General features: G+C 40.5%; 22 protein-coding genes, 1 pseudogene and 1 riboswitch. Of the genes and pseudogenes, 20 read left to right on the top strand and 3 right to left on the bottom strand.

From position 1 onward, the window contains the following. The first annotated feature begins 28 nt into the window (after positions 1-28). The 7 genes and pseudogenes from AC3ISE_RS13610 to AC3ISE_RS13580 all read left to right on the top strand — a co-directional run bounded on the left by AC3ISE_RS13610 (position 29) and on the right by AC3ISE_RS13580 (position 8434). Positions 29-1180, top strand: a complete 1152-nt coding sequence (locus tag AC3ISE_RS13610) for a THUMP domain-containing class I SAM-dependent RNA methyltransferase (RefSeq protein WP_489221412.1) — start codon at positions 29-31, stop codon at positions 1178-1180. Positions 1181-1240: 60 nt separating this feature from the next. Continuing rightward, entirely contained in the window at positions 1241-1432 is a 192-nt protein-coding gene (locus AC3ISE_RS13605; protein WP_489221411.1) for a hypothetical protein, read from the top strand. A 297-nt stretch (positions 1433-1729) separates the two neighbouring features. After that, positions 1730-3667, top strand: coding sequence for an ATP-dependent DNA helicase (locus AC3ISE_RS13600; protein ID WP_489221410.1), 1938 nt, complete (start codon positions 1730-1732; stop codon positions 3665-3667). Positions 3668-4053: 386 nt separating this feature from the next. After that, complete coding sequence (locus AC3ISE_RS13595; RefSeq protein ID WP_489224337.1) at positions 4054-5523, top strand: carboxypeptidase M32; 1470 nt, start codon at positions 4054-4056, stop codon at positions 5521-5523. 377 nt (positions 5524-5900) lie between these two features. Then, positions 5901-6002, top strand: a riboswitch (purine riboswitch). A gap of 119 nt (positions 6003-6121) precedes the next feature. After that, positions 6122-6715 carry a xanthine phosphoribosyltransferase gene (locus AC3ISE_RS13590; protein ID WP_489221409.1) on the top strand — a complete coding sequence of 198 codons (594 nt, stop codon included), beginning with the start codon at positions 6122-6124 and terminating at the stop codon, positions 6713-6715. Further along, positions 6712-8023, top strand: a pseudogene (locus AC3ISE_RS13585) (nucleobase:cation symporter-2 family protein). Before AC3ISE_RS13590 ends, AC3ISE_RS13585 begins: the two are co-directional and overlap by 4 nt. Positions 8024-8149: 126 nt before the next feature. Then, positions 8150-8434, top strand: a complete 285-nt coding sequence (locus AC3ISE_RS13580) for a DUF3219 family protein (RefSeq protein ID WP_489221408.1) — start codon at positions 8150-8152, stop codon at positions 8432-8434. 35 nt (positions 8435-8469) lie between these two features. On the opposite strand, the gene AC3ISE_RS13575 is transcribed toward AC3ISE_RS13580, so the two are convergent. Further along, entirely contained in the window at positions 8470-9228 is a 759-nt protein-coding gene (locus AC3ISE_RS13575; RefSeq protein WP_489221407.1) for a L,D-transpeptidase family protein, read from the bottom strand. Between the two features lie 104 nt (positions 9229-9332). On the opposite strand from AC3ISE_RS13575, the gene AC3ISE_RS13570 reads away from it, so the two are divergent. The 9 genes from AC3ISE_RS13570 to AC3ISE_RS13530 all read left to right on the top strand — a co-directional run bounded on the left by AC3ISE_RS13570 (position 9333) and on the right by AC3ISE_RS13530 (position 17869). Continuing rightward, complete coding sequence (locus AC3ISE_RS13570; protein WP_489221406.1) at positions 9333-9986, top strand: MtnX-like HAD-IB family phosphatase; 654 nt, start codon at positions 9333-9335, stop codon at positions 9984-9986. Between the two features lie 76 nt (positions 9987-10062). Continuing rightward, complete coding sequence (locus AC3ISE_RS13565; RefSeq protein ID WP_489221405.1) at positions 10063-10608, top strand: GNAT family N-acetyltransferase; 546 nt, start codon at positions 10063-10065, stop codon at positions 10606-10608. A 256-nt stretch (positions 10609-10864) separates the two neighbouring features. After that, positions 10865-11965 (top strand): type III polyketide synthase, encoded by a 1101-nt coding sequence (locus AC3ISE_RS13560; protein WP_489221404.1) that lies wholly within the window; start codon positions 10865-10867, stop codon positions 11963-11965. Next, entirely contained in the window at positions 11962-12522 is a 561-nt protein-coding gene (locus tag AC3ISE_RS13555) for an isoprenylcysteine carboxyl methyltransferase family protein (protein WP_489221403.1), read from the top strand. Before AC3ISE_RS13560 ends, AC3ISE_RS13555 begins: the two co-directional genes overlap by 4 nt. A 919-nt stretch (positions 12523-13441) precedes the next feature. Then, complete coding sequence (locus AC3ISE_RS13550) at positions 13442-14077, top strand: FMN-dependent NADH-azoreductase (protein WP_489221402.1); 636 nt, start codon at positions 13442-13444, stop codon at positions 14075-14077. A 145-nt stretch (positions 14078-14222) separates the two neighbouring features. Further along, positions 14223-14849 (top strand): metal-dependent hydrolase, encoded by a 627-nt coding sequence (locus AC3ISE_RS13545; protein ID WP_489221401.1) that lies wholly within the window; start codon positions 14223-14225, stop codon positions 14847-14849. A 136-nt stretch (positions 14850-14985) separates the two neighbouring features. After that, positions 14986-15474 (top strand): cation:proton antiporter regulatory subunit, encoded by a 489-nt coding sequence (locus tag AC3ISE_RS13540; RefSeq protein ID WP_489221400.1) that lies wholly within the window; start codon positions 14986-14988, stop codon positions 15472-15474. A gap of 16 nt (positions 15475-15490) precedes the next feature. Continuing rightward, positions 15491-16720, top strand: a complete 1230-nt coding sequence (locus AC3ISE_RS13535) for a cation:proton antiporter (protein ID WP_489221399.1) — start codon at positions 15491-15493, stop codon at positions 16718-16720. Between the two features lie 330 nt (positions 16721-17050). Further along, positions 17051-17869: a class I SAM-dependent methyltransferase gene (locus AC3ISE_RS13530; RefSeq protein ID WP_489221398.1), complete on the top strand. Its 819-nt coding sequence runs from the start codon at positions 17051-17053 to the stop codon at positions 17867-17869. A gap of 23 nt (positions 17870-17892) precedes the next feature. Here AC3ISE_RS13530 and AC3ISE_RS13525 read toward each other — a convergent pair whose 3' ends face one another. Then, on the bottom strand, positions 17893-18597 hold the full coding sequence (locus AC3ISE_RS13525) for a CPBP family intramembrane glutamic endopeptidase (RefSeq protein WP_489221397.1): 705 nt from the start codon (positions 18595-18597) through the stop codon (positions 17893-17895). A gap of 86 nt (positions 18598-18683) precedes the next feature. On the opposite strand from AC3ISE_RS13525, the gene AC3ISE_RS13520 reads away from it, so the two are divergent. Next, positions 18684-19415 carry a MerR family transcriptional regulator gene (locus AC3ISE_RS13520; RefSeq protein ID WP_489221396.1) on the top strand — a complete coding sequence of 244 codons (732 nt, stop codon included), beginning with the start codon at positions 18684-18686 and terminating at the stop codon, positions 19413-19415. A gap of 258 nt (positions 19416-19673) precedes the next feature. Here the strand turns inward: AC3ISE_RS13520 and AC3ISE_RS13515 are convergent, their stop codons facing one another. Beyond that, positions 19674-20066, bottom strand: coding sequence for a sporulation protein (locus tag AC3ISE_RS13515; RefSeq protein ID WP_489221395.1), 393 nt, complete (start codon positions 20064-20066; stop codon positions 19674-19676). Between the two features lie 176 nt (positions 20067-20242). On the opposite strand from AC3ISE_RS13515, the gene AC3ISE_RS13510 reads away from it, so the two are divergent. The 3 genes from AC3ISE_RS13510 to AC3ISE_RS13500 are packed head-to-tail and all read left to right on the top strand — an operon-like array spanning position 20243 to position 24273. Continuing rightward, positions 20243-23821, top strand: coding sequence for a dynamin family protein (locus AC3ISE_RS13510; protein ID WP_489221394.1), 3579 nt, complete (start codon positions 20243-20245; stop codon positions 23819-23821). Continuing rightward, the gene (locus AC3ISE_RS13505; protein ID WP_309194117.1) at positions 23814-24014 is read left to right on the top strand and encodes a hypothetical protein; all 201 of its coding nucleotides are present in this window, start codon (positions 23814-23816) and stop codon (positions 24012-24014) included. Before AC3ISE_RS13510 ends, AC3ISE_RS13505 begins: the two co-directional genes overlap by 8 nt. Then, positions 23998-24273: a DUF2533 family protein gene (locus AC3ISE_RS13500; RefSeq protein WP_489221393.1), complete on the top strand. Its 276-nt coding sequence runs from the start codon at positions 23998-24000 to the stop codon at positions 24271-24273. The genes AC3ISE_RS13505 and AC3ISE_RS13500 overlap by 17 nt, the downstream gene beginning before the upstream one ends. The last annotated feature ends 10 nt before the right edge of the window (positions 24274-24283 follow it).

Here is a 24283-nt window from a genome sequence, read left to right as displayed (position 1 = left end):
ATGATCTTACAGAAAAGAAGGTGATTTCATGGAAAAAGTCACATTAATTGCTACTGCAGCAATGGGCCTTGAAGCTCTGGTTGCAAAAGAAGTGCGTGATCTTGGCTATGAATGCACGACAGAAAACGGCAAGGTTACATTCCAGGCAGAAGCAAAAGACATTCCGCGGGTAAATTTATGGCTCCGCACAGCAGACCGGGTCAAATTAAAAGTAGGTGAATTCAAAGCCTATTCATTTGATGAGCTTTTTGAAAAGACAAAAGCACTGAACTGGGGAGATATTATTCCTGCACAAGCGGAATTCCCGGTCACAGGAAAATCAGTAAAATCAAAGCTGTTCAGTGTCTCAGACTGTCAGCGGATTGTAAAAAAGGCAATTGTTGAAAAATTGAAAAGTCATCATAAAATTGCGTCTGACTGGTACGAGGAATCCGGCCCTCTTTATAAAGTGGAAATTGCTCTGTTAAAAGATGTTGCAACGCTGACGATTGATACCAGCGGCGCAGGTCTCCATAAAAGAGGCTTCAGGCTTGATCAGGGCGGAGCCCCATTAAAAGAAACATTGGCAGCAGCTCTTGTCATGCTGACCAACTGGACACCGGACCGCCCATTTGCGGATCTCTTTTGCGGTTCAGGCACGATTCCTATTGAAGCAGCTTTAATTGGACAGAACATTGCTCCCGGTTTTAATCGTGAATTTGTATCTGAACAATGGAACTGGATTGATAAGAAGCTCTGGAACAATGCAAGAGTGGAAGCTGAGGACCTGGCCAACTATGATATTCCTCTTGACATTGCAGGCCATGATATCGATCACCGCATGATCCGCATAGCTGAAGAAAACGCGGATGAAGCCGGACTTGGCGGCATCATTCAGTTTAAACAAATGCAAGTCAGTGACTTTACGACGAGAAAAGAGTACGGCGTTATCGTCGGCAATCCTCCGTACGGAGAACGTCTTGGCGAAAAAGAAGAAGTAGAACAGATGTATAAGGAATTAGGACGGGCACTTGCTCCTCATGATACATGGTCTGTATATATGCTGACTTCCCATAAAGGATTTGAGCAATATTACGGCAGACAGGCTACAAAAAAACGCAAACTCTTTAATGGATTTATCGAAACAGATTATTATCAATTCTGGGGAAAACGCCCTCCCCGTGAAAAGAAACAGGTATAGATTGATCCTCCCTTGAATACACTAGAATCAGTATTGATAAAATTCAGGGGAGTGGTCTTTTTGCACGTAAACGAAGACTTTAACTTAATATCGAAGGCGCTGTCGTCTTCCTATCTATCGCTCATAGAAAATGGCCAGGACCCAGCAGCTCATGCTTCGCTCAGCAATGCTCGCGCTGATTTTCTAAAAGCTGTTGCACACGCCTCTGCTATTGATCAGAAAGTGATGATCGATACACTTTATGACCGTTAAGAGATAGGCTTTCTCATGATGAAAGCCTATCTTTTTTAGTGTATATCAGTAAATTATAAATTTATAGATTGTGGATATCGCAATAATGATATCTACGTCCAGCTCCGGCGCCTAACTCCTCGGTCAGAACGGAGCTGACCAAGGCGCCTGCGCTTTTGTTCTTGGGGAAATGCATCATCAGCTTTATAAAAACCAATCTTATTCTTGCGTTCATTCATGGTCATGAAATCTTGACTATGAGTGCGTTAAGTGAAATAATGACCTTTTGAGTATAAAAGAATGTGGGGGATCTGATACATGCCGACGTCACGTCTGCCTTTTGCCGTATCAAAGAATGAAACCTTCTATGAAGGATTAAATAACTGGATCGGCGATGTTTTTTATGATATTTTGCCTGAAAAAGGCTTTGAACTTAGAGATGAACAAATATTTATGGCGTTTCAGCTTGAACGTGCGTTCAGAGAAAAAAATGTCATGTTTGCTGAAGCGGGAGTAGGAACGGGTAAAACTCTTGTTTATTTGCTTTATGCAATAAGCTATGCAAGATACACAGGAAAACCAGCCATCATTGCTTGTGCTGATGAAACACTCATTGAACAGCTTGTTAAAAATGAGGGCGATATTGCCAAGCTCCGCAAGCATTTGGACTTGAATATTGATGTGCGTCTTGGGAAATCACAGGATCAGTATTTATGTCTTAAAAAACTGGATCAAACGATTCAGCGTACCGGTGATGATCTTTATCTTGATTTATTTGAATCATTGCCGTCGTTTGTGCATGAAAAAGCGGGCATGCAATCATTCAGCCATTATGGCGACAGAAAAGAATATCCTCATTTATCTGATGAAGAGTGGAACACAGTCAATTATGATTCGTTTCAAGATTGTTTGTCATGCGATCAAAGGCATCGCTGCGGCCTGACTCTTTCTCGCGATCATTACAGAAAAGCAGCAGATTTGATTGTCTGCTCGCATGATTTTTACATGGAGCATATATGGACATTTGATTCCAGAAAACGCGAAGGCCAGCTGCCGCTTCTTCCGGAGCACAGCTCTGTCGTTTTTGACGAAGGCCATCTACTGGAATATGCGGCGCAAAAAGCCTTAACATACAGAGTGAAAAGCAGCACACTTGCCGTTTTGCTGGAAAGACTGCTCCAGAATGATATCCGTGAGGAATTCGCTCACTTAGTGGAGGACACACTTGTAGTCAATGAAGAGTTTTTCGACAGCCTGCTGGATGCATCTGAAGAAGTTCCCGGGTCGCACCGTTCGAAAATTATCATGAATGATACATTAAAGAAGCAGGGCATTCAGCTGCACAGGCTTCTTGCTGAAATCGGGGAAGCGCTCGTTTTTGAAAGCGAAATGTACACCATTGATTCTTATGAACTTAAAATTGTTGAAGAGTATCTGGATTCGATGGAATTCTCCATCTCTCTTTTTAATAAGCAGAGCGGAGCCATTCATTGGATAGAAAGCGGCGAGCAGGACTTTTCGCTGATTATTATGCCGCGTACTGTTGAAGAAGTGCTGAGTGAAAAAGTATTTTCACAGAAAAAACCGTATATTTTCTCTTCTGCCACACTGTCTAACAATAAATCATTTGATTTTATTGCCGGAAGTCTAGGCATTAAAGATTACTTGTCTCTAACAGTGGAGTCGCCATTTGATTATGAAGAAAATATGAAAATAAAACTCCACGATCTATCAGCAGCGCTTGATTTAAATAAATTGAAGTGTGTTCAGACTCTTGAAAAAGTTAATAAGACTGGCGGCCGTGCACTCATCCTGTTCAGTGCCATGAACGAGCTCGAAGTCTTTAAACAATTTATTAGTGAACAGAACACTGAATACTCGTTCCTATTTGAAGGAGATCAGGAAATCAGCCAACTCGTATCTGAATTCCAAAATGACGAAACCTCCATTTTATGTGCCGTGCATTTATGGGAAGGACTCGATATTCCAGGTGCATCACTGTCTAATGTGATCATTTGGTCATTGCCGTTTCCTCCAACAGATCCTGTTTTTGAATCAAAACGGGGCAGCTCAGCGAATCCATTTGCTGATGTAGACATGCCTTACATGATATTAAGACTGAAGCAGGGCATCGGGCGCCTGATCAGAACAAGCACCGATCAGGGAGAAATCTCGGTTTATCTTTCAAATGAACGCGATATAAAAGTATTAGATCAGGTGAAAGCTGTATTGCCGGTTGAGCCTGAAATGGTGTAGAGGGATTGTTCAATAAGTCTATAAAATGAAGCAGGCAGGAAAAACAAATGGTTTTTCCTGCCTGCTTTTTTCTGTAGGTTCTTTTCGTAAACCTTGTTGTTTTTAGACTACATGTGAAGAATCTTAAGTGGATTGCAGCGGAAAGGAACGGACAACATTAATAATCGAAAACAACAATTTTTGTGAATCCAGACTTTTTGAACAACCTCTTTTTTATTTCTCTCTAAACAGACTATCCAGTCGATAAAAAGATTGACAAAAGACTTACCCATCATTTAATCTGAAAATGTTAGAAAATTATTACTATTTATTTACATAAAAATCAAGGGGTGAGCAGATTGTCCATTCAATCCGTTGAAAAAGAATTTTTAGAGTATCTTCAAAAAATGAAAAGCTATAATGAAGCGATTTCTCTCATGTTCTGGGATCTTAGAACGGGAGCTCCAAAGAAAGCGGTTGAGCAGCGTTCTCAGGCAATTGGTGTCCTTTCTACAGAAGTTTTTCAAATGGCAACGTCTGATCAAATGAGATCATATATTGATCAAGTTTTACAGGCGAAAGAAGAAGTTTCAGAAATTGCCTATAAAGCAGCATTGGAGTGCGAGAAAGAATACAAGCTCAGCAAAGTGATACCGCAGGATGAATACAAAGAATACGTCATTCTTAAATCAAAAGCAGAATCGGTATGGGAGGAAGCAAAAGATCAATCCGATTTCAGCTTGTTTGCTCCATACTTAAAAAAGCTTGTTGAAACGAACAAAAAGTTCCTTAAATACTGGGGTTATAAAGAAAACAAATACGATACTTTCCTCGATCAATATGAGCCAGGTGTAACAGTAGAAGTGCTTGACCGTGTATTTGGAGAACTCAGAGAACGGATTGTTCCGCTGGTAAAGAGGATTACAGAGTCTCCTAATCAGCCAGAAACCGGCTTTTTATATGAGCCGATCTCAAAAGATAACCAGCGTCAAATTTCTGAATTTTTCTTAAAAGAGCTTGGCTATGACTTTGAAGCTGGCCGATTGGATGAAACGGTTCATCCATTTGCCATCAGTTTAAACCGCGGGGACGTAAGGGTTACAACAAAGTATGCAGAGAAGGATTTCCGCACTGCTTTATTCGGCACTATTCATGAGTGCGGGCACGCCTTATATGAACAGAATATATCTGAAGAGCTTGAAGGAACACTGCTGTGCGACGGAACTTCTATGGGAATTCATGAATCACAATCACTCTTCTATGAAAAATTCATAGGGAAAAATCCAGGTTTCTGGAATCGTTACTATGATTCTTTGAAACAGGTTGCAGGAGGACAATTCGATGATGTCTCTTTAGAGGATTTTTATAGAGGCGTAAACGAATCGAAGCCTTCCCTTATTCGAATTGAAGCAGATGAGCTGACCTATCCGCTTCATATCATGATCCGCTATGAAATTGAAAAAGGTTTATTTAATGACGAGATTGAAGTTGAGGATCTTCCGCGTATTTGGAATGAGAAATATGAGGAATACTTAGGGGTAACACCTGCAAATGACGGAGAAGGCGTTCTGCAGGATGTGCACTGGTCGGGCGGGATGTTCGGCTATTTCCCTTCATATGCATTGGGATATATGTATGCAGCACAGTTTAAACATGCGATGCTGAAAGACCTTCCAAATTTTGATGAGCTTGTTGAAAATGGAGAGTTCGGCACGATTAAAAACTGGCTGACTAAAAACATCCATCAATATGGAAAAATGAAACAGCCGCTTGAAATTCTTCATGATGTAACAGGAGAAGGCCTGAATGCCAACTATTTAATTGAGCATCTTGAAACGAAATATGCGAAGCTTTACCAGCTGGAAGCTGCAAAATAAAATCATTTAGGGATTGTCCAATAAAATGAAGCAGGCAGGAAGAACTAATGTTTCCTTTCTGCTTTTTTCTATAGGGTCTTTTCATAACTATTTTTAGACTCCATGTTACAAACTATTAGTGGAGCGGAAAGGAACGGACAGACATTCTTGACAACCCCTTTTGTGAAAGGAAAGAAGTAAAAAAATCAGCAAAATTTTAAGCCATTTTTATACTTGTTGAAAAACTTCGGTAAAGATCCAGTGGCAACTGAATCTAAATATGCCTGATCGATTAATTTGTTTGAAAAAACGAATAATTGAAAACTTTCGCTACTCGATTATTCGTTTTTTCTCTATAAAAATACTTCCCATTCACTAAAATCCTTGTTATAATGCAACTAATCAAATAAACGAGCACTCATATAATCGCAGGGATAGGGCCTGCAAGTTTCTACCGGATGACCGTAAATCATCTGACTATGAGTGAGCAGTGTTGTTTTTATTCGAAAAAGTTCCTTTTATGCATGGGGAATTTCTTTCCATTTTTTCCGGATATAGCGGCATTGTCTCACTCTATGTGAGGCAATGCCGTTTTTTGCATATTTGGAGGGATATTAACATGAAACAATTACAGGAAAAAATTAAAAATGAGGGAAAAGTTCTTTCAAATCAAGTATTGAAAGTGGATTCCTTCTTAAATCATCAGATTGATGCATTCTTAATGAGAGAAGTCGGGAAAGAATTTGCAGATCGATTTAAAAACGATGGCATTACAAAAATCGTGACACTTGAATCATCTGGAATTGCACCATCTGTTATGACTGCACTTGAGCTTAATATTCCTGTAGTATTTGCACGCAAAAGAAAGTCACTGACACTTACAGATCAGCTGTTAACGGCATCTGTTTACTCTTTTACAAAACAAGAAGAAAATACGATCGCTGTATCTGGCGAGCATCTGAGTTCTGAAGACCGTGTTTTAGTCATTGATGATTTCCTTGCGAATGGACAAGCTGCACTTGGTCTTGCTGAAATAGTCGAGCAAGCGGGAGCTTCGCTTGCAGGCATCGGAATCGTGATTGAAAAGTCCTTTCAAGAAGGCGGCAAAATCCTCCGCGAGAAAGGATTCCGCGTAGAATCGCTTGCAAGAATAAAATCACTTGAAAACCATGAAGTGCAATTCCTGGAAGAAACGGAGGAGGCAGCAGTATGAAAAACGGTTCTTTTAAGGTTTTTTCATTAGGAATACAGCATGTTCTGGCGATGTATGCAGGTGCAATCATCGTGCCGCTTATCGTTGGGGGAGCACTGGGACTAAATGCAGAACAGCTTACCTACCTCGTTTCAATTGATATCTTCATGTGCGGACTGGCGACTCTTCTCCAAGTATGGAAGAATAAATTTTTTGGTATCGGTTTGCCGGTCGTTTTGGGATGTACATTTACAGCAGTCGGACCGATGATTGCAATTGGAACAGAGTACGGTATATCTTCTATTTATGGAGCGATTCTTGCATCTGGGGTTTTTGTCATCATAATTTCAACTGTTTTTGGCAAGCTGGCGAAATTTTTCCCGCCTGTCGTAACGGGTTCAGTAGTAACGATTATTGGAATTACACTTATTCCTGTTGCGATGAACAATATGGCAGGAGGGCAGGGATCGCCTGATTTTGGTTCTATTTCAAATATAGGACTTGCATTTGGTGTTTTGCTTTTCATCATTCTTCTTTATCGCTTTTTCACTGGGTTTATCCGCTCCATTTCCATTCTGATTGGTCTGCTTGCAGGAACAGCAAGCTGCTGCATTTATGGGGAAAGTTGATATTCAGCCTGTATATGAAGCAAGCTGGTTTCAAATTGGAAAACCTTTTTACTTCGGAACACCGACGTTTGAAATTGCACCGATATTAACGATGATTTTAGTCGCCATTGTCAGCATGGTTGAATCAACAGGTGTATATTATGCTTTAGGAGATCTTACAAAGCAGAAAATAACGAAAGATGATCTTGCGAAAGGATATCGTGCAGAGGGTGTGGCGTACTTATTGGGAGCGATTTTTAACGCTTTTCCATACACAGCTTACTCTCAAAACGTCGGATTAATTTCTCTTTCAGGCGTTAAATCAAAAAATGTGATTTACACAGCAGCCGGTATGTTAATGGTGCTTGGTCTTGTTCCAAAGATTGCGGCATTTACGACAATCATTCCTGAAGCCGTGCTTGGCGGGGCAATGGTAGCTATGTTCGGAATGGTTATCGCCTATGGGATTAAGATGCTCAGTCAAGTTGAATTTGCTTCACAGGAAAATCTGCTGATTATTGCTTGCTCCGTAGGTATGGGACTTGGTGTGACAGCTGTGCCTGATATGTTTGCAAATCTTCCTGAATCCGTTAAAATTCTGACGAACAATGGGATTGTAGCAGGAAGTTTAACCGCCATTTTCTTAAATATTCTTTTCAATGTCGTGAAAAAAGAAAAGAAGAGCGGGATCGTTTCATTAGAAGGAAAACAAGCTTCTTAATTCTCAGGGACCTCACTAAATCTGGTGAGGTCCTTTTCTATTCTGGAAGAGGAGCTAGAATTCTTGTTTTATTAATTGCTGTCATGTTAATATTCCCCTATCAACTTTATAGGAGATGCAGAGGAAATGACGGATACGCTTCTATTAAACCAAACAGAATTAAAGCCATACTCCTTCAAAAAGGAAACCGCTGATAACGGTGCTATAAAAATAACAATGGATTTTAAAGTTCATTCCAGCGACTATCATGAGATTACAACGCTGCTATATAATCAAACCTTTGAAGTGAACGTTCCGGATGAGAATCTCTCATTTAAAGGAACCATCATCAATTATACGGCATCGCTTACAAATTTATATGTAGAAGGTGCTGAAGGCGATTTTCATCTGGAGCTGATGGAGATACAATAAAAAAAGCCCTAAAACCATTTTTAGGGCCTTATTAATCAATACATACTCAGTGCTTTTCTTGTATTAGGTCCGACGATTCCATCTGCCGTTAATTTCTTGCTTTTTTGGAACGACCTCACCGCTTTATCTGTATTATTTCCAAAGATGCCATCAATGCCCTTTGTGTTGAAGCCCTTCGATGTTAATAGCTGCTGAAGCTGCTTCACTTCGCTTCCCTTGCTGCCTTTTCTTAGAATTTGCCCGGAAGATGCGGCCGGTTTAGACGGGACTGCCTTGCTTCCGCTTACTTTGTAGCCATTGGAAAGCGCGATCGAATCGAATGTTTTTCCTGATGTCGTGATAATAACAGGAGTATTCATCTTCACCTGGCTGTAGAGCCATTCAACTTCACTGTCATACATGCGGATGCATCCGTTGCTGATGTATTGGCCGATTGAGCTCGGGTTATTATTGCCGTGAATGGCATAAGTCGTACCCCAGGTGCCTCTTGCATTGATGCCAAGCCAGCGGTTGCCAAGCGGATTGCGCGGATCGCCGCCCGGGATGCCAAGTTTATAATAAGGTCTGTTGACAATTTTGCTGACAACTTTAAACTTTCCTTCAGGAGTGTAAGAAGGCTGCTTGCCTGTAGCTACTTTGAATACACTTTTTAATTTGCTGTTTTGATAGTAGGCCAGCTGGTTTTTAGATTTGTTGATGATGATAAAATCACTTCCGGCTGCATAGCTTTTGCTGATTCCGGCGCCAAAAAACATGATAAGCGCCAAGGTGAAAATAACGAGTATTTTTTTCATGTGCATCCCCTTTGATGTAAGAATAAAATGCAATTACTACATCATATGAGAATATACCCTATATATTTCCAATCGATAAAAATTAATCTCCGGAGGTCAATTCGATGAAAAAGTGGGCTTTTGTTTCAGATTTTGACGGAACCATTTCAAAGAAAGATTTTTACCATCATGTCATTGAACATTACTTTCCTGAGGGAGAAGTGCTTTATAAAAAATGGAAGGCCGGGCAAATGCTCGACATTGATTTTTTAGGTCATGTGTTTTCCTCAATCCATGAAGAGGAAGAGAGACTTATAAAATCAATTCTGACGCTGCCGATGGATGAGCATATTGGACCGTTTATCAAGCTTGTTCAAAAAAATGGGGGAGATTTTTTTGTTTTAAGTGCCGGTACAGATTATTATATCCGGCATATCCTGGATGATATTGGAGCTGAAGATGTAGAAATTTTTTCGAATGAAGGATATTACCACAAAAAGAATATTCACTTAAAAATTGATCAAGAAGACTGGAAATACTCAGAGCGATACGGAATAGATAAATCGAAAGTGATTTTAAAGCTGAAGGAACAATACGAAACCGTTTATTTCTTTGGAGACAGTGAACCTGACTCTCATCCAGCTGTTTATGCGGATCTGACTTTTGCAAAGGGTGCGCTGTGCGGGCTGCTGGAAGAGAAAGGAATTAAGTATGTTGGCGTGAACAGCTTTAAGGAAGTTGAAGAACATTTGCGTGATTCGGGCAGACTTATGCTTTGAAAAAATAACAGCCAGACTGTATAATGTGTTACTTCTTGGGTCCCTGAGATATACTAAACCGAAGGAGCTGAACATCATGATTACTCAAGAGATCAAAACAGTATTTACAGCAAAGAACGGTGAACAGGTCACTTTGCGGCAGGTAAGAGAAGAGGATGCGGAGGACATCATTCAGGCCGTAAAAAGCATTATTGATTCCGGGACGTACATACAAAAAGAACGGCCGCGGTCTATTCAGGAAGAAGTGGACTTTATTTCAGATATGAGAGAAAAAAACAACCTGTATTTAGGTGTTGAATTAAAAGGCAAAATTGTCGGTATAGCAAGAGTCATCCGCGGAGAACTTGAGATGAAAAAGCATACAGGACTATTCCGGACGTGGCTTTCAGATTCTGCCCAAGGACTTGGCATCGGCAAGGAGCTAATGAACGCTGTGCTTGAGTGGTGCAGTTCGAACAATCTCCATAAACTCAGCTTAACCGTATTTGCATCAAACGAAATTGCCATGAAGCTGTATCAGAAGTATGGATTTGTTATTGAGGGAACACAGCGTGATCAGGCGATTCTAAACGGAAAGTTTGATGATGAAATTCATATGGCCTATTTTTTTAAGTCTGAGTGAAAAATCGGCAATTGGGTAACGCAGCCATGTCTAACCAAAACGGTTTACACTTTTCCTTACATGAATTCCCATTTAATCTTTGCTGTTCAAACAGGATTTTAAGGTTATAATAAAAGAGCACAACAACAACTCCTTTAAAACGTTGCTTTTCCCATTTATCGGGAAGAGCTTTTTTTTGTTTACCTGATGTAGTACTACATAAAGCGGCGCCATAATGGAAAAAGTAACCTTATCAGGTGAAAAATGAGGTGTATTTATGGCGTATATTTTGTCTGTTGGTAAAAGCATACCGCCGAATCAAATGCCGCAGGACACTACGGTTGAATTCGCTAAAGAACTATTCTCAGGCTCCTTTAAAGATATTAATAGGCTGCTTCCGGCATTTAAAAACGGAGACATTGAAAACAGGCAGTTCGTAAAAGATATGGAGTGGTATACTTCAGCTCACTCATTCGAAGACAAGAATAATACATATATTGAAGCTGCAGTAGCGCTTGGGACCAGTGCTATAGTAAACTGTTTAACTGCAAATCAGTTTTTAAAAAGAGACATCGGCTGCGAAGAGATTGATGCGATTTTCTTTATTTCAAGTACGGGAATTTCGACTCCGAGCATTGACGCGAAGATTATGAATCAATTGCCTTTTAAGGATTCAACAAAAAGGGTGCCCATCTGGGGCCTAGGCTGCGCAGGGGGAGCATCCGGCTTATCAAGAGCTCATGATTACTGCAAAGCCTATCCAAAGGCTAAAGTGATTGTTGTTTGCGTGGAACTGTGCAGCCTGACTTTTCAGCATGATGATTTATCGAAAAGCAATTTTATTGGCACATCCTTGTTTGCAGATGGAGTAGCATGCACATTGCTTACAGGAGAAGAAGTTCAGGCAGAAGAGCTCTCCCTTCTAAAAACACTTCCTAAAACGCTTTCTACTCGTTCAACCTTTATGAAGGATTCTGAAGATGTCATGGGATGGGATATAAAAAATAATGGATTTTACGTCATCTTCTCGAGAGATATACCAAGCATTATTAAAAACTGGCTAAGACAGACGGTTGAAGATTACCTGAAAGAAGAACACATTCCCCTGCACCAAATTAAGCACTTCCTTGCACATCCAGGCGGAAAGAAAGTTCTCCAAGCCTACCAGACAAGCCTTGGATTTGAAGAGGAACAACTTCAGGTCTCTAAAAACGTCCTTAAAAACCATGGCAATATGTCATCCGCTACAGTTATGTATGTGATTGAAGAATATTTAAGCAGCGGGCTGGGTGAGGAATCGGATTTAGGCATCATTGCAGCCCTCGGACCAGGATTTTGTTCAGAGCTATTACTTGTAGAATGGGAGAAGGCTGGATGATCTTTTATCTTTTTCTCTTCATTATCATTGTTCAAAGAGTATCTGAATTAGGGATTGCGAGGAGAAACGAAGCACACATGAAAAGTATGGGGGGAGAAGAGCATGGCAGCAGGCATTATCCGCTGATTGTAGCCGTTCATCTGCTGTTTCTGCTGTCATTCACACTAGAGGTCATTCTCTTTAATAAAGAAATTTCACCCTTGTGGATGATCATCCTGCCGATTATTTTGATCACACAAATCATCAGATATTGGGCGGTCTTCAGCTTAGGACCGTTTTGGAATACGAAAATCATAATCGTACCGGATCTTGAAGTCATCGCAAAAGGCCCCTACAAATTTATGAGGCATCCAAATTATTTAGTTGTAGCGGTTGAGATTCTTTTTCTCCCGATTCTATTTCAAGCATATATTACCGCGATTCTATTTACGATTCTAAATGCCGCGATTTTGTCTATCAGGATACCGGCGGAAGAAAAAGCGCTGATGGAGCATACAGATTATAAGAAAGCATTTCTTGCTAAAAAAAGGTTTATACCAGGGAAGGAGGAATCTTGAGTGAGCAGGGGCCGGGGGGCAGCTTTTCGTGGAGTTCAGCTTCACCTTTTGGCCCCTCGGGCGGGACGGAATTCTCAAATTAAATTGAAAACCCCATGAATTAATTTCAAAACCCCTCCAATTAAATTGGAAACCCCAATCATTCATTTCAAAACCGCCAATTCTGTAACTTGCCGGTATTAAAATTATCGGCTCAGATCCAGGGGTAAGCACGGCGATTCCTCTTTTCTTGTTGTCCAGCTCCATCTCCCAGCTCCTCGGCCAGAACGTCTCAGCCAGTAAAGGCAAAAAGCGCCTTTACTGGCTGATCCTTATCTGTCTGTCGGGTCTGACCAGTCGGTTCCGCTTTTCCTATTGAAAATGATTTTCATTCGTGCTACACTGATTTTAAGAATCATTCTCAGCGAAAAGGTTGTGTGAGACAATGACAATGGTATTATTATTAGGAACCGTCTTAGGCTACAGCTCGTTAATTGGTTACGTACTTAAAAAAGTAAATACTGTTTCGTAAATACATTCGCTGCCTCTTTGGCAGTTTTTTTATGTGAATTTTTCTATCGGCCTCTGTAAGCCATTATCGAAGTATTGACAGAAGAATAGGCTCCTGCAGCTGCAGTACCGTAAAAAAAACCCAAAAGATTCCTGAAGCCAGGTGATGCGGATGGCTGATGAAAATAGAGATTCCCATTACGAGCAATCCTGCAATACTGGGTACAAATCTTCCGGGAATACGGATAGAAAGCTTTGAGAATTGTTTTTAGTGAAATCAAATCAATTGACAAAGAATAAAATATTCGATATTATTATCTCGAATTGAAGATATTCAATTTAAAGATTCATAATTTATTGTTTTAATCACTCATTTTAAAACAATAATAAAATGTCTCTAATTTTTAACAAGGAAAGGTGAAATGACAAAATGGCAAAAGTTTTATACATCACAGCACACCCGCACGATGATACTGCATCATTCAGTATGGCAGCAGGAAAAGCATTCTTGGATACTTACAAGGAAGTAAATTCAAATGACGAGGTCGTTCATATCGATCTTTATAAAGAGAACATCCCTCATATCGATGCAGACGTCTTCAGCGGCTGGGGAAAACTCCAGACCGGAAAAGGTTTTGAAGAGCTATCTGCAGAAGAAAAAGCAAAAGTAGGTCGTCTATCTGAGCTGAGCGAACAATTTGTTTCAGCTGACAAATATGTTTTCGTAACTCCTCTTTGGAATTTCTCATTCCCTCCAGTTATGAAAGCATATCTAGACTCTGTAGCTGTAGCAGGCAAAACGTTTAAATACACAGAACAAGGACCTGTCGGTTTGTTGACAGATAAAAAAGCTCTTCACATTCAAGCACGCGGCGGCATCTATTCAACTGGTCCGGCAGCTGATATGGAAATGGGACACCGTTACCTTGGCATTATGATGAGTTTCTTCGGAGTTCCATCATTTGATGGCTTATTCATTGAAGGTCATGCGGCAATGCCTGACAAAGCTCAGGAAATAAAAGAAGATGGAATTTCCCGCGCTAAAGATTTAGCTCATACGTTTTAATGGAAGAAGGTCTCCTGATGAAGGGGATCTTTTTTTATTTGTATAGAGAATGCCTTATCAGAAAGTTTTTCCATCATAGTCGTCCCGGCAGGACTTTTTTATATTAGAATAATAGTATTAATCAAAAAGGGGACTGGTATCATCTATGAACGGAACATCACACATGGCTATAGGTGCCGGAACAGGATTTATTATCGCCAATACAGCAGGTGCTGACTTTCAGACAACCTTGCTGTTATCAGGTCTGGGCGGTTTGACAGCGTTAATGCCTGATTTTGATATTGACGGTAAATTGAGCAACAAACTTACGTTTTCTCATCAATTTTTCCGCACGGTTGCACAGATTGTCGGTTTTTTGATGATCATGTACAGCTTTTTTCAAGGAAGAGGCAATGAAATTTGGATAGGCATGGGGGCTGGAACGGGAATTATTGTCCTCTCAGCTTTTATCAGGCAAAGGCATATGCTGACGATGACTGGCATCGGCGCTGCAGCAGGAGGATTTTCGCTTCAGGAAATTTGGATCATTCTTCTTGGAGCATTCATTGTTGTTGCATCTTTCGTTCCTCATCGAAGCTACACTCACTCATTTGCGGGCCTCGCTTTTTTCGCCCTGATCGCATTTCAATTTGAACAGGCAACCGGAGTCAATCACTCATTTATTGTCAGTACATCGGGATACGCAAGCCATTTGATTGCTGATATGAAAATTCTCCCGTTTAACAGAAGGGGAGTTAAATATTTTTTGCCGTTTTCTTCTAAAGAGTTTTAGAACAATTGAGGACTTTGTGAATAATAGTGCAAACTATTTGAATACATCAAAAAAGTTAGATACAATGAAAGTAAGAAAATTGGAGACCTTATAAAAGGCCTCTATTTTTTTGCCCAAAATGTAAGGAGGAATAGGTGTGAATTGCAGAGAGAGTGAATTGCCCGGAATCGGCAGAAAGTTTGAAGTGATCACAAAAACAAATGATAAAATTGTCATTGTTATTCATGATGATGGCAGAAGAGAAATTTATCATTTTGATGCGGATGATCATGAGGAAAGCATTTCCAGTGTTACATTTAATGATGATGAAGCTAGACAAGTTGCAGCCATTTTAGGCGGCATGGTTTACAAACCAAAAGCATTAGAGACCATTGAAATCGCTCTTGATGACCTTGTGATTGAATGGTTCAAAGTCGAGCCTGGTGCTCCTGCTGTGAATAAATCCATTCTAGACATTGATATTAGAAACGATTACGGCGTAACGGTCATTGCTATTATGAAAAAAAATCAGAAGAAAGTTTTGAATCCCGGACCAGAAACGGTGATTGAAGCAGGAGATACATTAGTTATTTCAGGAGAAAGAAAGGATTTGAAAGCGCTGATCAAAAATTTATTATCATCTTAAGGGGGAGTATGTATAGATGGATCATTTAGTATTTGAAGTAGGAACAGCATTAGTTTTAGTAGCAATTGCAGCCCTTTTGGCTGGGAAATTTAAGTTCTCCATTATTCCATTCCTCATTATCCTTGGAATGCTGGTAGGTCCTCACGCTCCAAAGATTGGAGTCATTGATTTAACCTTCATTGAGAGTGCGGACATCATTGAATTTATGGGACGCATGGGTGTTCTATTTCTCCTTTTTTACCTCGGACTCGAGTTTTCTATCGGAAAATTGATCAAATCAGGAAAGTCCATTGTGATGGGCGGTTCAATCTATATTTTAATAAACTTTTCTGTAGGGGTGATGTTTGCCTATCTTGCGGGATTCCCCCTGCTTGAAATCTTGATTATTGCAGGCATCATCACCATTTCCTCAAGTGCCATCGTTGCAAAAGTATTGGTTGATTTAAGAAGAACAGGTAATGCTGAGACCGAACTGATTTTGGGAATTATCATGTTCGAGGATATCTTTTTAGCTGTTTATTTATCTGTTGTTTCAGGCCTCGTTCTTGGAGATGCAACGTCAATTGGCGGAGCTTTAACTTCCATTCTAATAGCCCTCGGGTACATGCTTTTATTTTTCATTGTTGCCCGGAAAGCAACTCCAATCCTAAACAAAGTATTAAATATTTCTTCAAATGAAATCTTTATCATCGTTGTATTTGCATCCCTGTTTTTTATTGCCGGTTTTTCAGAAACAATTCATGTTGCTGAAGCAATTGGTGCCCTTTTATTAGGTCTGGTGTTTTCAGAAACAGAACACAGCGACCGCATCGAACATTTAGTTGTTCCATTTCGCGATTTCTTTGGAGCCCTCTTTTTCTTCAGCTTCGGATTAAGCATTGATCCATTTTCACTTGGAGGCGCTGTATGGCTTGCTCTGGGTGCAGTTGTGCTGACGATTACCGGTAATATCATCGCGGGTATGATCGCAGGCAGAAGAGCCGGATTATCTCATAAAGGATCACTAAACATCGGACTGACCATCGTCTCACGGGGAGAGTTTTCAATAATCATGGCTAACTTAGGAATAGCTGGCGGTCTGATGCCGATTCTAAAACCATTCTCAGCTCTCTATGTGCTCATTTTAGCGATCCTTGGCCCATTATTAACGAAAGAGTCTAAAGCCATCTATCATTTCCTGAATAAAATCTTCAAGTGGAAAGTAACGAAAAAATCAGAGCCTAAAATAAAACAGCCGGAAAATTAGTAAACCAGAAAACGTTCTATTCATAGAGCGTTTTTTTCATATTTTAAATAGGCTGTTTTCGCATAAATTGTTGTTTTTGATTATAAATGTTGTCCGTTCCTTTCCGCTGCAGGAACTTGCTTTCCGCGGGGAGCGTGAAAGCCTCCTCGGCGAGCCTGCGGGGTCTTCCATTTCGCTCTATTTTCCCGCAGGAGTCAAGTTCCTTCCGCTACAATCCACTAATGGTTTTAAACATTTAGTCTAAAAGCAACAATGTTTACGAAAAGAGCCTTTAAATACAATAAATGGTATAATTTATGAATATTCAAACGATATAAAGGAGGAAGAGCATTGAATTCCGTCATCGATTATTATACAGGTTTTGCTGAAAGAGAATGGACCCGTTTGGACCGTGAACCGCTTGAATATATTATCAATTACCATTACATAAAACAGTACCTTTCTGAAAAAGCCCACATTCTTGATAATGGAGCAGGACCTGGCAAGTATTCAATGGCGCTTGCCGCAGAGGGATACAACATCACGTTGTCGGATCTGACTCCTAAGCTTGTTGCTTTGGCTGAAAAGAAAGCCAAGGAGCTTGGTTTAACAGATCAGTTTCATGGTTTTCACCATCTGGATGCAGCGGATCTATCTCTCTTTCAAGATGATATGTTTGACGCTGCGCTGATGATGGGACCGCTTTATCATTTGCAGAAAGAGCCAGCTCGGATAAAAGCAGTTCAGGAATTATACAGAGTGACAAAGAATGGCGGCATAGTATTTGCTGCTTTCAGATCACGAGCCCATCATATGTATGCTTCCTTACAGTCGCCGGATCATTGGAAGCCAAATGATTCAATTGATGCAATCCAGTCTTTTTTAGTGAATGGAACGTTTGATCACCAGGAAAAAGGGCGCTTTACTGGCGCATATTTTTATCGTGTGGAGGATATCGCTCCTTTCATGGAAGCAAACGGATTTCAAACGGCGGCATTAATTGGATCAACGGCTATTGGTGCAGCACTGAACGAGAACTCCTGGAACTTGTGGAAGGGAAAAGGAGACCAGGAGTTCAGTAAGCTTATTGAGCTATTAATTGAAACAGCAAAGGACCCGTCCTTACTTGGCATTTCTTCACATTTGCTTTATATAGGAAAAAAAGGATAAGTCAAAAACCGGATTTTCAGCTGCTAGGAAGCAAATGCGGTCAGTAAGACCGCAATTCCGTTAAATAGTCCATGAATGATCATTGCGGGTATTACAGAATTTGTTTTTTCATAGGTCGATGCAAAGATCACTCCTGATAAAAAATTGACGGGCAGCGTGTTGTAAGTTGGGATATGCGCTAGGGTGAAAAGAGAGCTGCTGATCATAATGCCTGGGAAAATACCCAATCTGTTTCTCAGAAATTGATATATAAAACCACGGTAAAAAAGTTCTTCATAGATTGGAGAGACCACACTTGCCGACAGCAGTCCAATCAGCAATGTGAGCGGAGAAATGCTTTGCTGTATACTTTCTGTTTTTGCATTTTCATAGGTTCCTCCTATTAAAGACATGAAAATCATAATGAAAGTGCTTAAAACGATCAGCGCTAAAGTCCACAGAAGAATTTGTTTCCAGTATCCTCTCTCAAAAGAAACAAGGCCAATCTCTTTAAAAGAAAGAGCATGAGGCTTTATGGAAATATAGTAAAGACTTAAGGTAAATAAAATAGACATGAAAAATCCAATTAACGTACCTGAATAGAAAGTATCCTTAAAAAATGCTTCAAATAGATTGTAAAGATACATTTCAATGAGCAAAGGAACAGCAGCGAAAGCAATGAACAGTAAAAGGAAGAAGTCTTTCATTTCCCAAGAATCCCGCTGTTTGATAAAAGAAATACTTTGCATGTAAATCCCCCATTTCTAATGTTAACTTGATCATAAAAGATGACGCTGCGTCACCTGCAAGAACTTTTTTAAAAGGAGGCATGAAAGTGAAATCCTTTACAACCGGTCAGCTTTCCAAGATGCTGAATATCAGTGTCCGCACCCTGAGGTACTACGATCAAATCGGCTTGATCGAGCCAAGCATAAAGGACCAGAGCGGACGGAGGCTGTATACAGAAGCAGATCTATTGCTTCTAGAAAAAACAGTACTCTTGAAATCTTTAGCGCTTCCGCTGGATCAAATCAAAATCCTGCTGAAAGAGCTGAATACAGTTGAAATTGTTTTAAAACATAAACACCACTTAGAAGCTCAGCTTAAAGAACTATCAGCTCAGCTTAAAAAAACAACTGGATTGCTCACAATCAATGAGGTGGACGACGGCTTAAGCTGGGAGCGTGTTCTGCCGCTTGCCAGGAGTGCACATGAACAGACTTTTCACTGGAAAGACTCTTTCAATGATGAGGAAATAAAAGCGATGTCTTTGCTGCCTAAAGCTGAGCAGGAGGATTACATAACAAAACAATGGATTTCCATTCTAAAGAGGGCACGGCTTCATCTGCAGAAAGAAATAAGCCCGGATTCTGAAGAGGGACAACTTCTTGCACAAGATATCATAAGGCTGTCTGATTTAACATTTCGCGGAGACGCTGAACTTATGGAGAAATTTTGGGATGTGCGAAAGCAAGATCCAGAAGGGAAGACCGGTTTGTATCCAGTCGAAAAAGAAGTCCTTCAATATATAGATAAACTTTTAGAGAATGAAGGGATTGTCCAATAAGTCTTTTCTAAAAAGAAGCAGGCAGGAAAAATAAATGTTATTTCCTGCCTGCTATTTTCTGTAGGCTCTTTTCAATAACTTTAGTGGATTGCAGCGGAAGGAACTTGACTCCTGCGGGAAATTAGAGGGAAATGGGAGACCCCGGAGGCAAAGCTGAGGAGGCTCCCACCCTCCCCGAGGAAAGCAAGTTCCTGGAGCGGAAAGGAACGGACAACATTAATAATAGAAAACAGACTTTCTGGACAGCCCATTCTTGATTTAGTCAGGCTGAATAATAATTTCATCATGATCGACACTGCTGATGCCGTCTGTAAAAATCAGCCGTGTAATGAATTTGTAGGATACTTGGTGGTCAGATGGCTGAAGGGTTGATGGAAGCTTAAAAGAGAAGCCCATCACTTTCTTTTCCTGCGCCGTTATCACAGCTGAGGAGTAAATGGTGTTCGTATGAATCACTCTTTCCCGGTCATCATTTGAAGTAGTCAGCACCAGATCTGATTCCACACGTTTTAATCGCTGTTCAACAACGCCGCCGTCGATAATATATTCACCTTTGATCATATCGCCGCTGCAGTATGTATCACCTTTTAAAACAAGATCAATTTTTGCCGAGCCGACTCCAAATTTGCATAATACCTTACCAAACAACAAGAAAATGCCCACCTTTCAGCTAGTGAAAAAACCATTTATAATTAATTATTATACGAGTCATGTAATAAAAAAGTTTCAGAATTCAGAAGAACATTCATACATTCTATAATATGATGGGAAAAAGGCAAAAAATCAAGTAAAATAGCAATATACGCTAGGGTAAAGGGGTTTAGGCAATGAGCACGAAAACGTTAAAACATCACCTGCTGCCGCGTTCAGCTGCTGTTTTCGAACGGATGAAAGAGGATAAAGCCGCAGCAGATAAGGTAAAAGAGCTGATTTATAAAGTTCATAAAGAGACAAAGCATATTGCGTTTACCGGTCATTTTTCTGCCGGAAAATCAACAATGATTAATACGATCCTTGAAGAATCCATTCTGCCCACAAGTCCAATCCCGACCAGTGCTAATGTGGTGCTGCTACAAAAAGGGGACAAGTCGGTCATTTTGCATGACAGCAGCGGGAATTTACTGAAGCTGAACGGGGAATATTCCATTCAGCAAGTAAAAGATTACTGCAAGCAGGGCGAAGAGATTTTGAAAGTGGAGATCAGCGATTTGTATCAGGCTCTGCCTGAAAATGTGGTGATTATGGATACACCCGGGATCGATTCAACAGACGCCGCTCACCGGATGGCAACAGAATCAACGCTGCACCTTGCAGATCTGATCTTCTACGTGACAGATTATAATCATGTACAATCTGAAGAGAATGTTGCGTTTATAAGTGAAATGATACATAAAGGAAAAAATGTCTGTTTGATTGTGAATCAAATCGATAAACACAGGGAAGAAGAAGTTCCTTTTACTTATTTCAAATCACAAATTGAAATGACATTTGGCGGAGCAGGTCTTTCTAAGAACCATATCTTTTATACATCTTTAGTAGACCTTGAAAATACTCATAATCAGCTTCAGACAGTAAAAAAGCTTATTCGGGATACAATTGCCGAAAATCACCTTGTTATCCAGAATGCCCAGTTCACTTTGAAATCATTAGTGGAAGAATTTTTGAAGTGGAAAGAGGACGATCTTGAAATTAAAGATATCGAGGCAGATGATTTAATTCAGCAATTAGAATCGGTTCAATTAAATAAAGAGTCATCAGCTTCAGCCCTGCAAAGCCTGCTTGATACAGTAAACAGCGCCGTATTTGATATGAAGGAGCAGCTTCAGTATATTCTTAAAAATGCGAATTTGATTCCATTTGAAACAAGATCAAAGGCGGAGAGGTTTATTGAAGCTGCTCAGCCCGGATTTAAGGTCGGACTTCTCTTCTCTAAAGCTAAAACGCTTGAAGAGAAGCAAAAGCGTGAATCTGAGCTCTTCGAAGAAATAACAGAGCGCTTGCAGTCGCAAATTACGTGGCATTTATCTGAGCTTTTAAAGAAAAAAAGTGCTGAATATGAGATCCATGATCCCGTTATCTTAAATAACATTCAATCGTTCCAAGTTAAGATTCAGCCGCAGCTGCTCGAGGACTCTATTCATAAAGGTGCAACAGTCAATTCTCAATATACGCTGACCTTCTCCAATGATTTAAGCGAGGCTGTCAAGAAAGAGTGCAAACAGCAGGTCCTCCCTCTAATTGAAGAGATTGAGCGCCATCTTAAAAATCAAAGTGCAGATCAAATTAAAACGCTTGAAGCACAGGTTGACGAAGCGAATAAACAGCTTGAAGAATTGAATGAAACCTATCACAGCCTGATTTCATATGAACAAGTAAAAAATGATTTAAGGGAACTTATGGATCAGCTAAGCTTTCCAGATATCAATTTTACAGAGTGGATGCAAAAGCACCCTGAGAAAGAACCAGTAGAGGGGATGCTTGAGGCGCGTCATCCAGTTCCGGCCGCGAGCGATGAAGTCACAAATGAAGAAAAGCCTGAACATGATCTGCAGCCCGATCAAGATTTCTTTTCACGGCAGATTGCCCGGGCTTCAGAAGCGATGCGGGATATTCCCGGTTTTCAAATGCTGTCGGCATCTCTTTTAGAAAAGGCGCATTCGCTTCAAAATAAATCATTTACGGTTGCTTTATTTGGTGCTTTCAGTGCAGGCAAGTCTTCATTTGCCAATGCGCTGCTAGGGGTAAAGCTTTTGCCTTCGTCCCCGACGCCAACTACAGCTACAATCAACAAAATTGTTCCAGTAACAGCGGATAAGCCGCACGGTTATATTGAAGTGAAATTTAAATCAGAAGATGCGTTTTTGAAGGAAATCGCCGATTTATTTTCGATTGAAGCAGAATCGATAACATCAGCTCTCTCACAACTCGAAAAGCTGGAAGGCGGGAATGAGAGACTGAAATCTCTTCTTCCGCTCTACACACATGCTCTTAAAAACTTCTCCTCAATCAGCGGAACGGTAAGAGGAGTTGACAGAGAGGAATACAAAGAGTTTGTTGCCAATGAAGAAAAAGCATGCACGGTTGAAGAGGTCATCATCTATTTTGACAGCCCTCTTAGTCGAAACGGGATTACGATTGTTGATACACCGGGTGCGGACTCGTTTAACTCGCGGCATACAGAAGTAGCCTTTGACTATATTAAAAATGCAGATGCTATTTTATTTGTCACCTATTATAACCATCCTTTTTCAAAAGGCGACCGTGAATTTCTGAAGCAGCTTGGACGCGTAAAAGATACATTTGCGATGGATAAGATGTTCTTTGTCATCAATGCCATTGATCTTGCAGAGAGCAAGGAAGAAATTGAGATGGTAAAAGAGTATATTACAGGGCAGCTGCTGACACATGAGATTCGCCATCCGCGTCTTTACGGCATTTCTAGTCTGATGGAGCTTGAGAAAACAGCAGATCCTGCTCTTTCTGAATTCGAACAGTTCCAAGATGATTTTATGCACTTTATCAACAACGATTTATCCGCTTCGATGATCATGTCTGCCAGGGTAGAACTGTCTATTGCAAAGCAGCAGCTGCAGTCGATTCTGGAAGCTGCAAACGATGATCAGGAGAAGAGGAAGAAAGAACTTGAAAGGCTTTCAACAGAACGTGCTGAGATTGGATCTATGCTCAGCGCGGATGAACACGAGCTTGAGCAAAAACAGGTTCTTCAGGAAATAAAAGAGCAGCTTTTTTATGTGAAACAGCGCACGATGCTGAGATTTCCAGACCTGTTTAAAGAAGCCTTTCATCCAGGAGCTTTTGCAGGATCATCTAAGCAGACTAAAGAAATCCTTGAAAACTGCCTGCAGGACCTGCTGGTTTCGCTGCAATTTCATGTCCTGCAAGAGCTGCAGGCAACAACCCTTAGGCTTGAAAAATACATCCACAAGCTGCTTGCGGATGTGTTTAAGCGCCATTCCAAAGATATGGCACTGACTAATAACCAGCTTAGGACATCTTTGCCTGAATTCTCGAAATTTCAAACACCCAACCTGCAGGCTGCGTTAAAAGACATGACCAATGGTGAAATTCGCCAGCCGCTGAAAAGATTTAAAAATACAAAATCCTTTTTCGAAAAAAATGAGAAGAAAATTATGAGTGACGAGCTGCAGAAGAATCTTGATCAGCCGATCTCAGATATACTGGAAGCTCACGAGCATCAATTCGGAGTATATTATCGCGGGCAGTTCATGAATGAATGCAGACTGCTGACTGAGAACCTGGCCAATCAGGCAGAGAATTATTATGAAGCGCTGCTGTCTGCTTATACAAATGATGATTTGACCCTGCATCAACTAGGTCATCAAACTCTGAAGCAAATTATGATGGAGCTTGAGAGCAATGAATAGCAAAAAATATCAGGTTTGTGCAGCATGCACTCATTTTCAAAGCTTCCGGAGCGAAGGAAAAATGATTTACCGCTGCGGAAGGCTTGGATTTGAAACAAAGCCGGATTATTCTTTTGATTGCTGGACACCGGCTGAAGCCGTTTTGAACCTGATGAAAAAAAGAGGAGACTTGCCCAATGACAAACGTACATGAAGAAATTTCAGCTCACAGTAAAAAACAGCACGCGATTGTTTCTGAATTTTTATCATTAGAAGAAAGAAGAGAAGCGCTGATTGAGCAAGCCGTTCAGCAATGCAGACAATCACAGTCCTTCTCTCTTACTGGCATTAATGCAGTTACAGCTGAGATCAATGAGCTTGCTAAACAAGGCATTATCCCGACGAGAAAACTCGTCACAGAAGATATGGTTCATGAGTACGTACAGCGAAAATATACTGGTGATAACCAATAACTTCTGCGTG

This window comes from Metabacillus sp. KH_069 (genome assembly GCF_057838075.1).
The sequence above is the reverse complement of the archived record's forward strand: the minus strand, read 5'-3'. Positions and strand labels throughout refer to the sequence as shown.

Excerpts from the sequence above, each read along its gene's own strand:
- AC3ISE_RS13505 (WP_309194117.1), top strand. The coding sequence starts at position 23,814 with ATGAATAGCAAAAAATATCAGGTTTGTGCAGCATGCACTCATTTTCAA.
- AC3ISE_RS13510 (WP_489221394.1), top strand. The coding sequence starts at position 20,243 with ATGAGCACGAAAACGTTAAAACATCACCTGCTGCCGCGTTCAGCTGCT.
- AC3ISE_RS13590 (WP_489221409.1), top strand. The coding sequence starts at position 6,122 with ATGAAACAATTACAGGAAAAAATTAAAAATGAGGGAAAAGTTCTTTCA.
- AC3ISE_RS13560 (WP_489221404.1), top strand. The coding sequence starts at position 10,865 with ATGGCGTATATTTTGTCTGTTGGTAAAAGCATACCGCCGAATCAAATG.
- AC3ISE_RS13550 (WP_489221402.1), top strand. The coding sequence starts at position 13,442 with ATGGCAAAAGTTTTATACATCACAGCACACCCGCACGATGATACTGCA.
- AC3ISE_RS13525 (WP_489221397.1), bottom strand. The coding sequence starts at position 18,597 with ATGCAAAGTATTTCTTTTATCAAACAGCGGGATTCTTGGGAAATGAAA.
- AC3ISE_RS13595 (WP_489224337.1), top strand. The coding sequence starts at position 4,054 with ATGAAAAGCTATAATGAAGCGATTTCTCTCATGTTCTGGGATCTTAGA.
- AC3ISE_RS13575 (WP_489221407.1), bottom strand. The coding sequence starts at position 9,228 with ATGAAAAAAATACTCGTTATTTTCACCTTGGCGCTTATCATGTTTTTT.
- AC3ISE_RS13610 (WP_489221412.1), top strand. The coding sequence starts at position 29 with ATGGAAAAAGTCACATTAATTGCTACTGCAGCAATGGGCCTTGAAGCT.
- AC3ISE_RS13500 (WP_489221393.1), top strand. The coding sequence starts at position 23,998 with ATGACAAACGTACATGAAGAAATTTCAGCTCACAGTAAAAAACAGCAC.
- AC3ISE_RS13580 (WP_489221408.1), top strand. The coding sequence starts at position 8,150 with ATGACGGATACGCTTCTATTAAACCAAACAGAATTAAAGCCATACTCC.
- AC3ISE_RS13555 (WP_489221403.1), top strand. The coding sequence starts at position 11,962 with ATGATCTTTTATCTTTTTCTCTTCATTATCATTGTTCAAAGAGTATCT.
- AC3ISE_RS13600 (WP_489221410.1), top strand. The coding sequence starts at position 1,730 with ATGCCGACGTCACGTCTGCCTTTTGCCGTATCAAAGAATGAAACCTTC.
- AC3ISE_RS13535 (WP_489221399.1), top strand. The coding sequence starts at position 15,491 with ATGGATCATTTAGTATTTGAAGTAGGAACAGCATTAGTTTTAGTAGCA.
- AC3ISE_RS13545 (WP_489221401.1), top strand. The coding sequence starts at position 14,223 with ATGAACGGAACATCACACATGGCTATAGGTGCCGGAACAGGATTTATT.
- AC3ISE_RS13565 (WP_489221405.1), top strand. The coding sequence starts at position 10,063 with ATGATTACTCAAGAGATCAAAACAGTATTTACAGCAAAGAACGGTGAA.
- AC3ISE_RS13570 (WP_489221406.1), top strand. The coding sequence starts at position 9,333 with ATGAAAAAGTGGGCTTTTGTTTCAGATTTTGACGGAACCATTTCAAAG.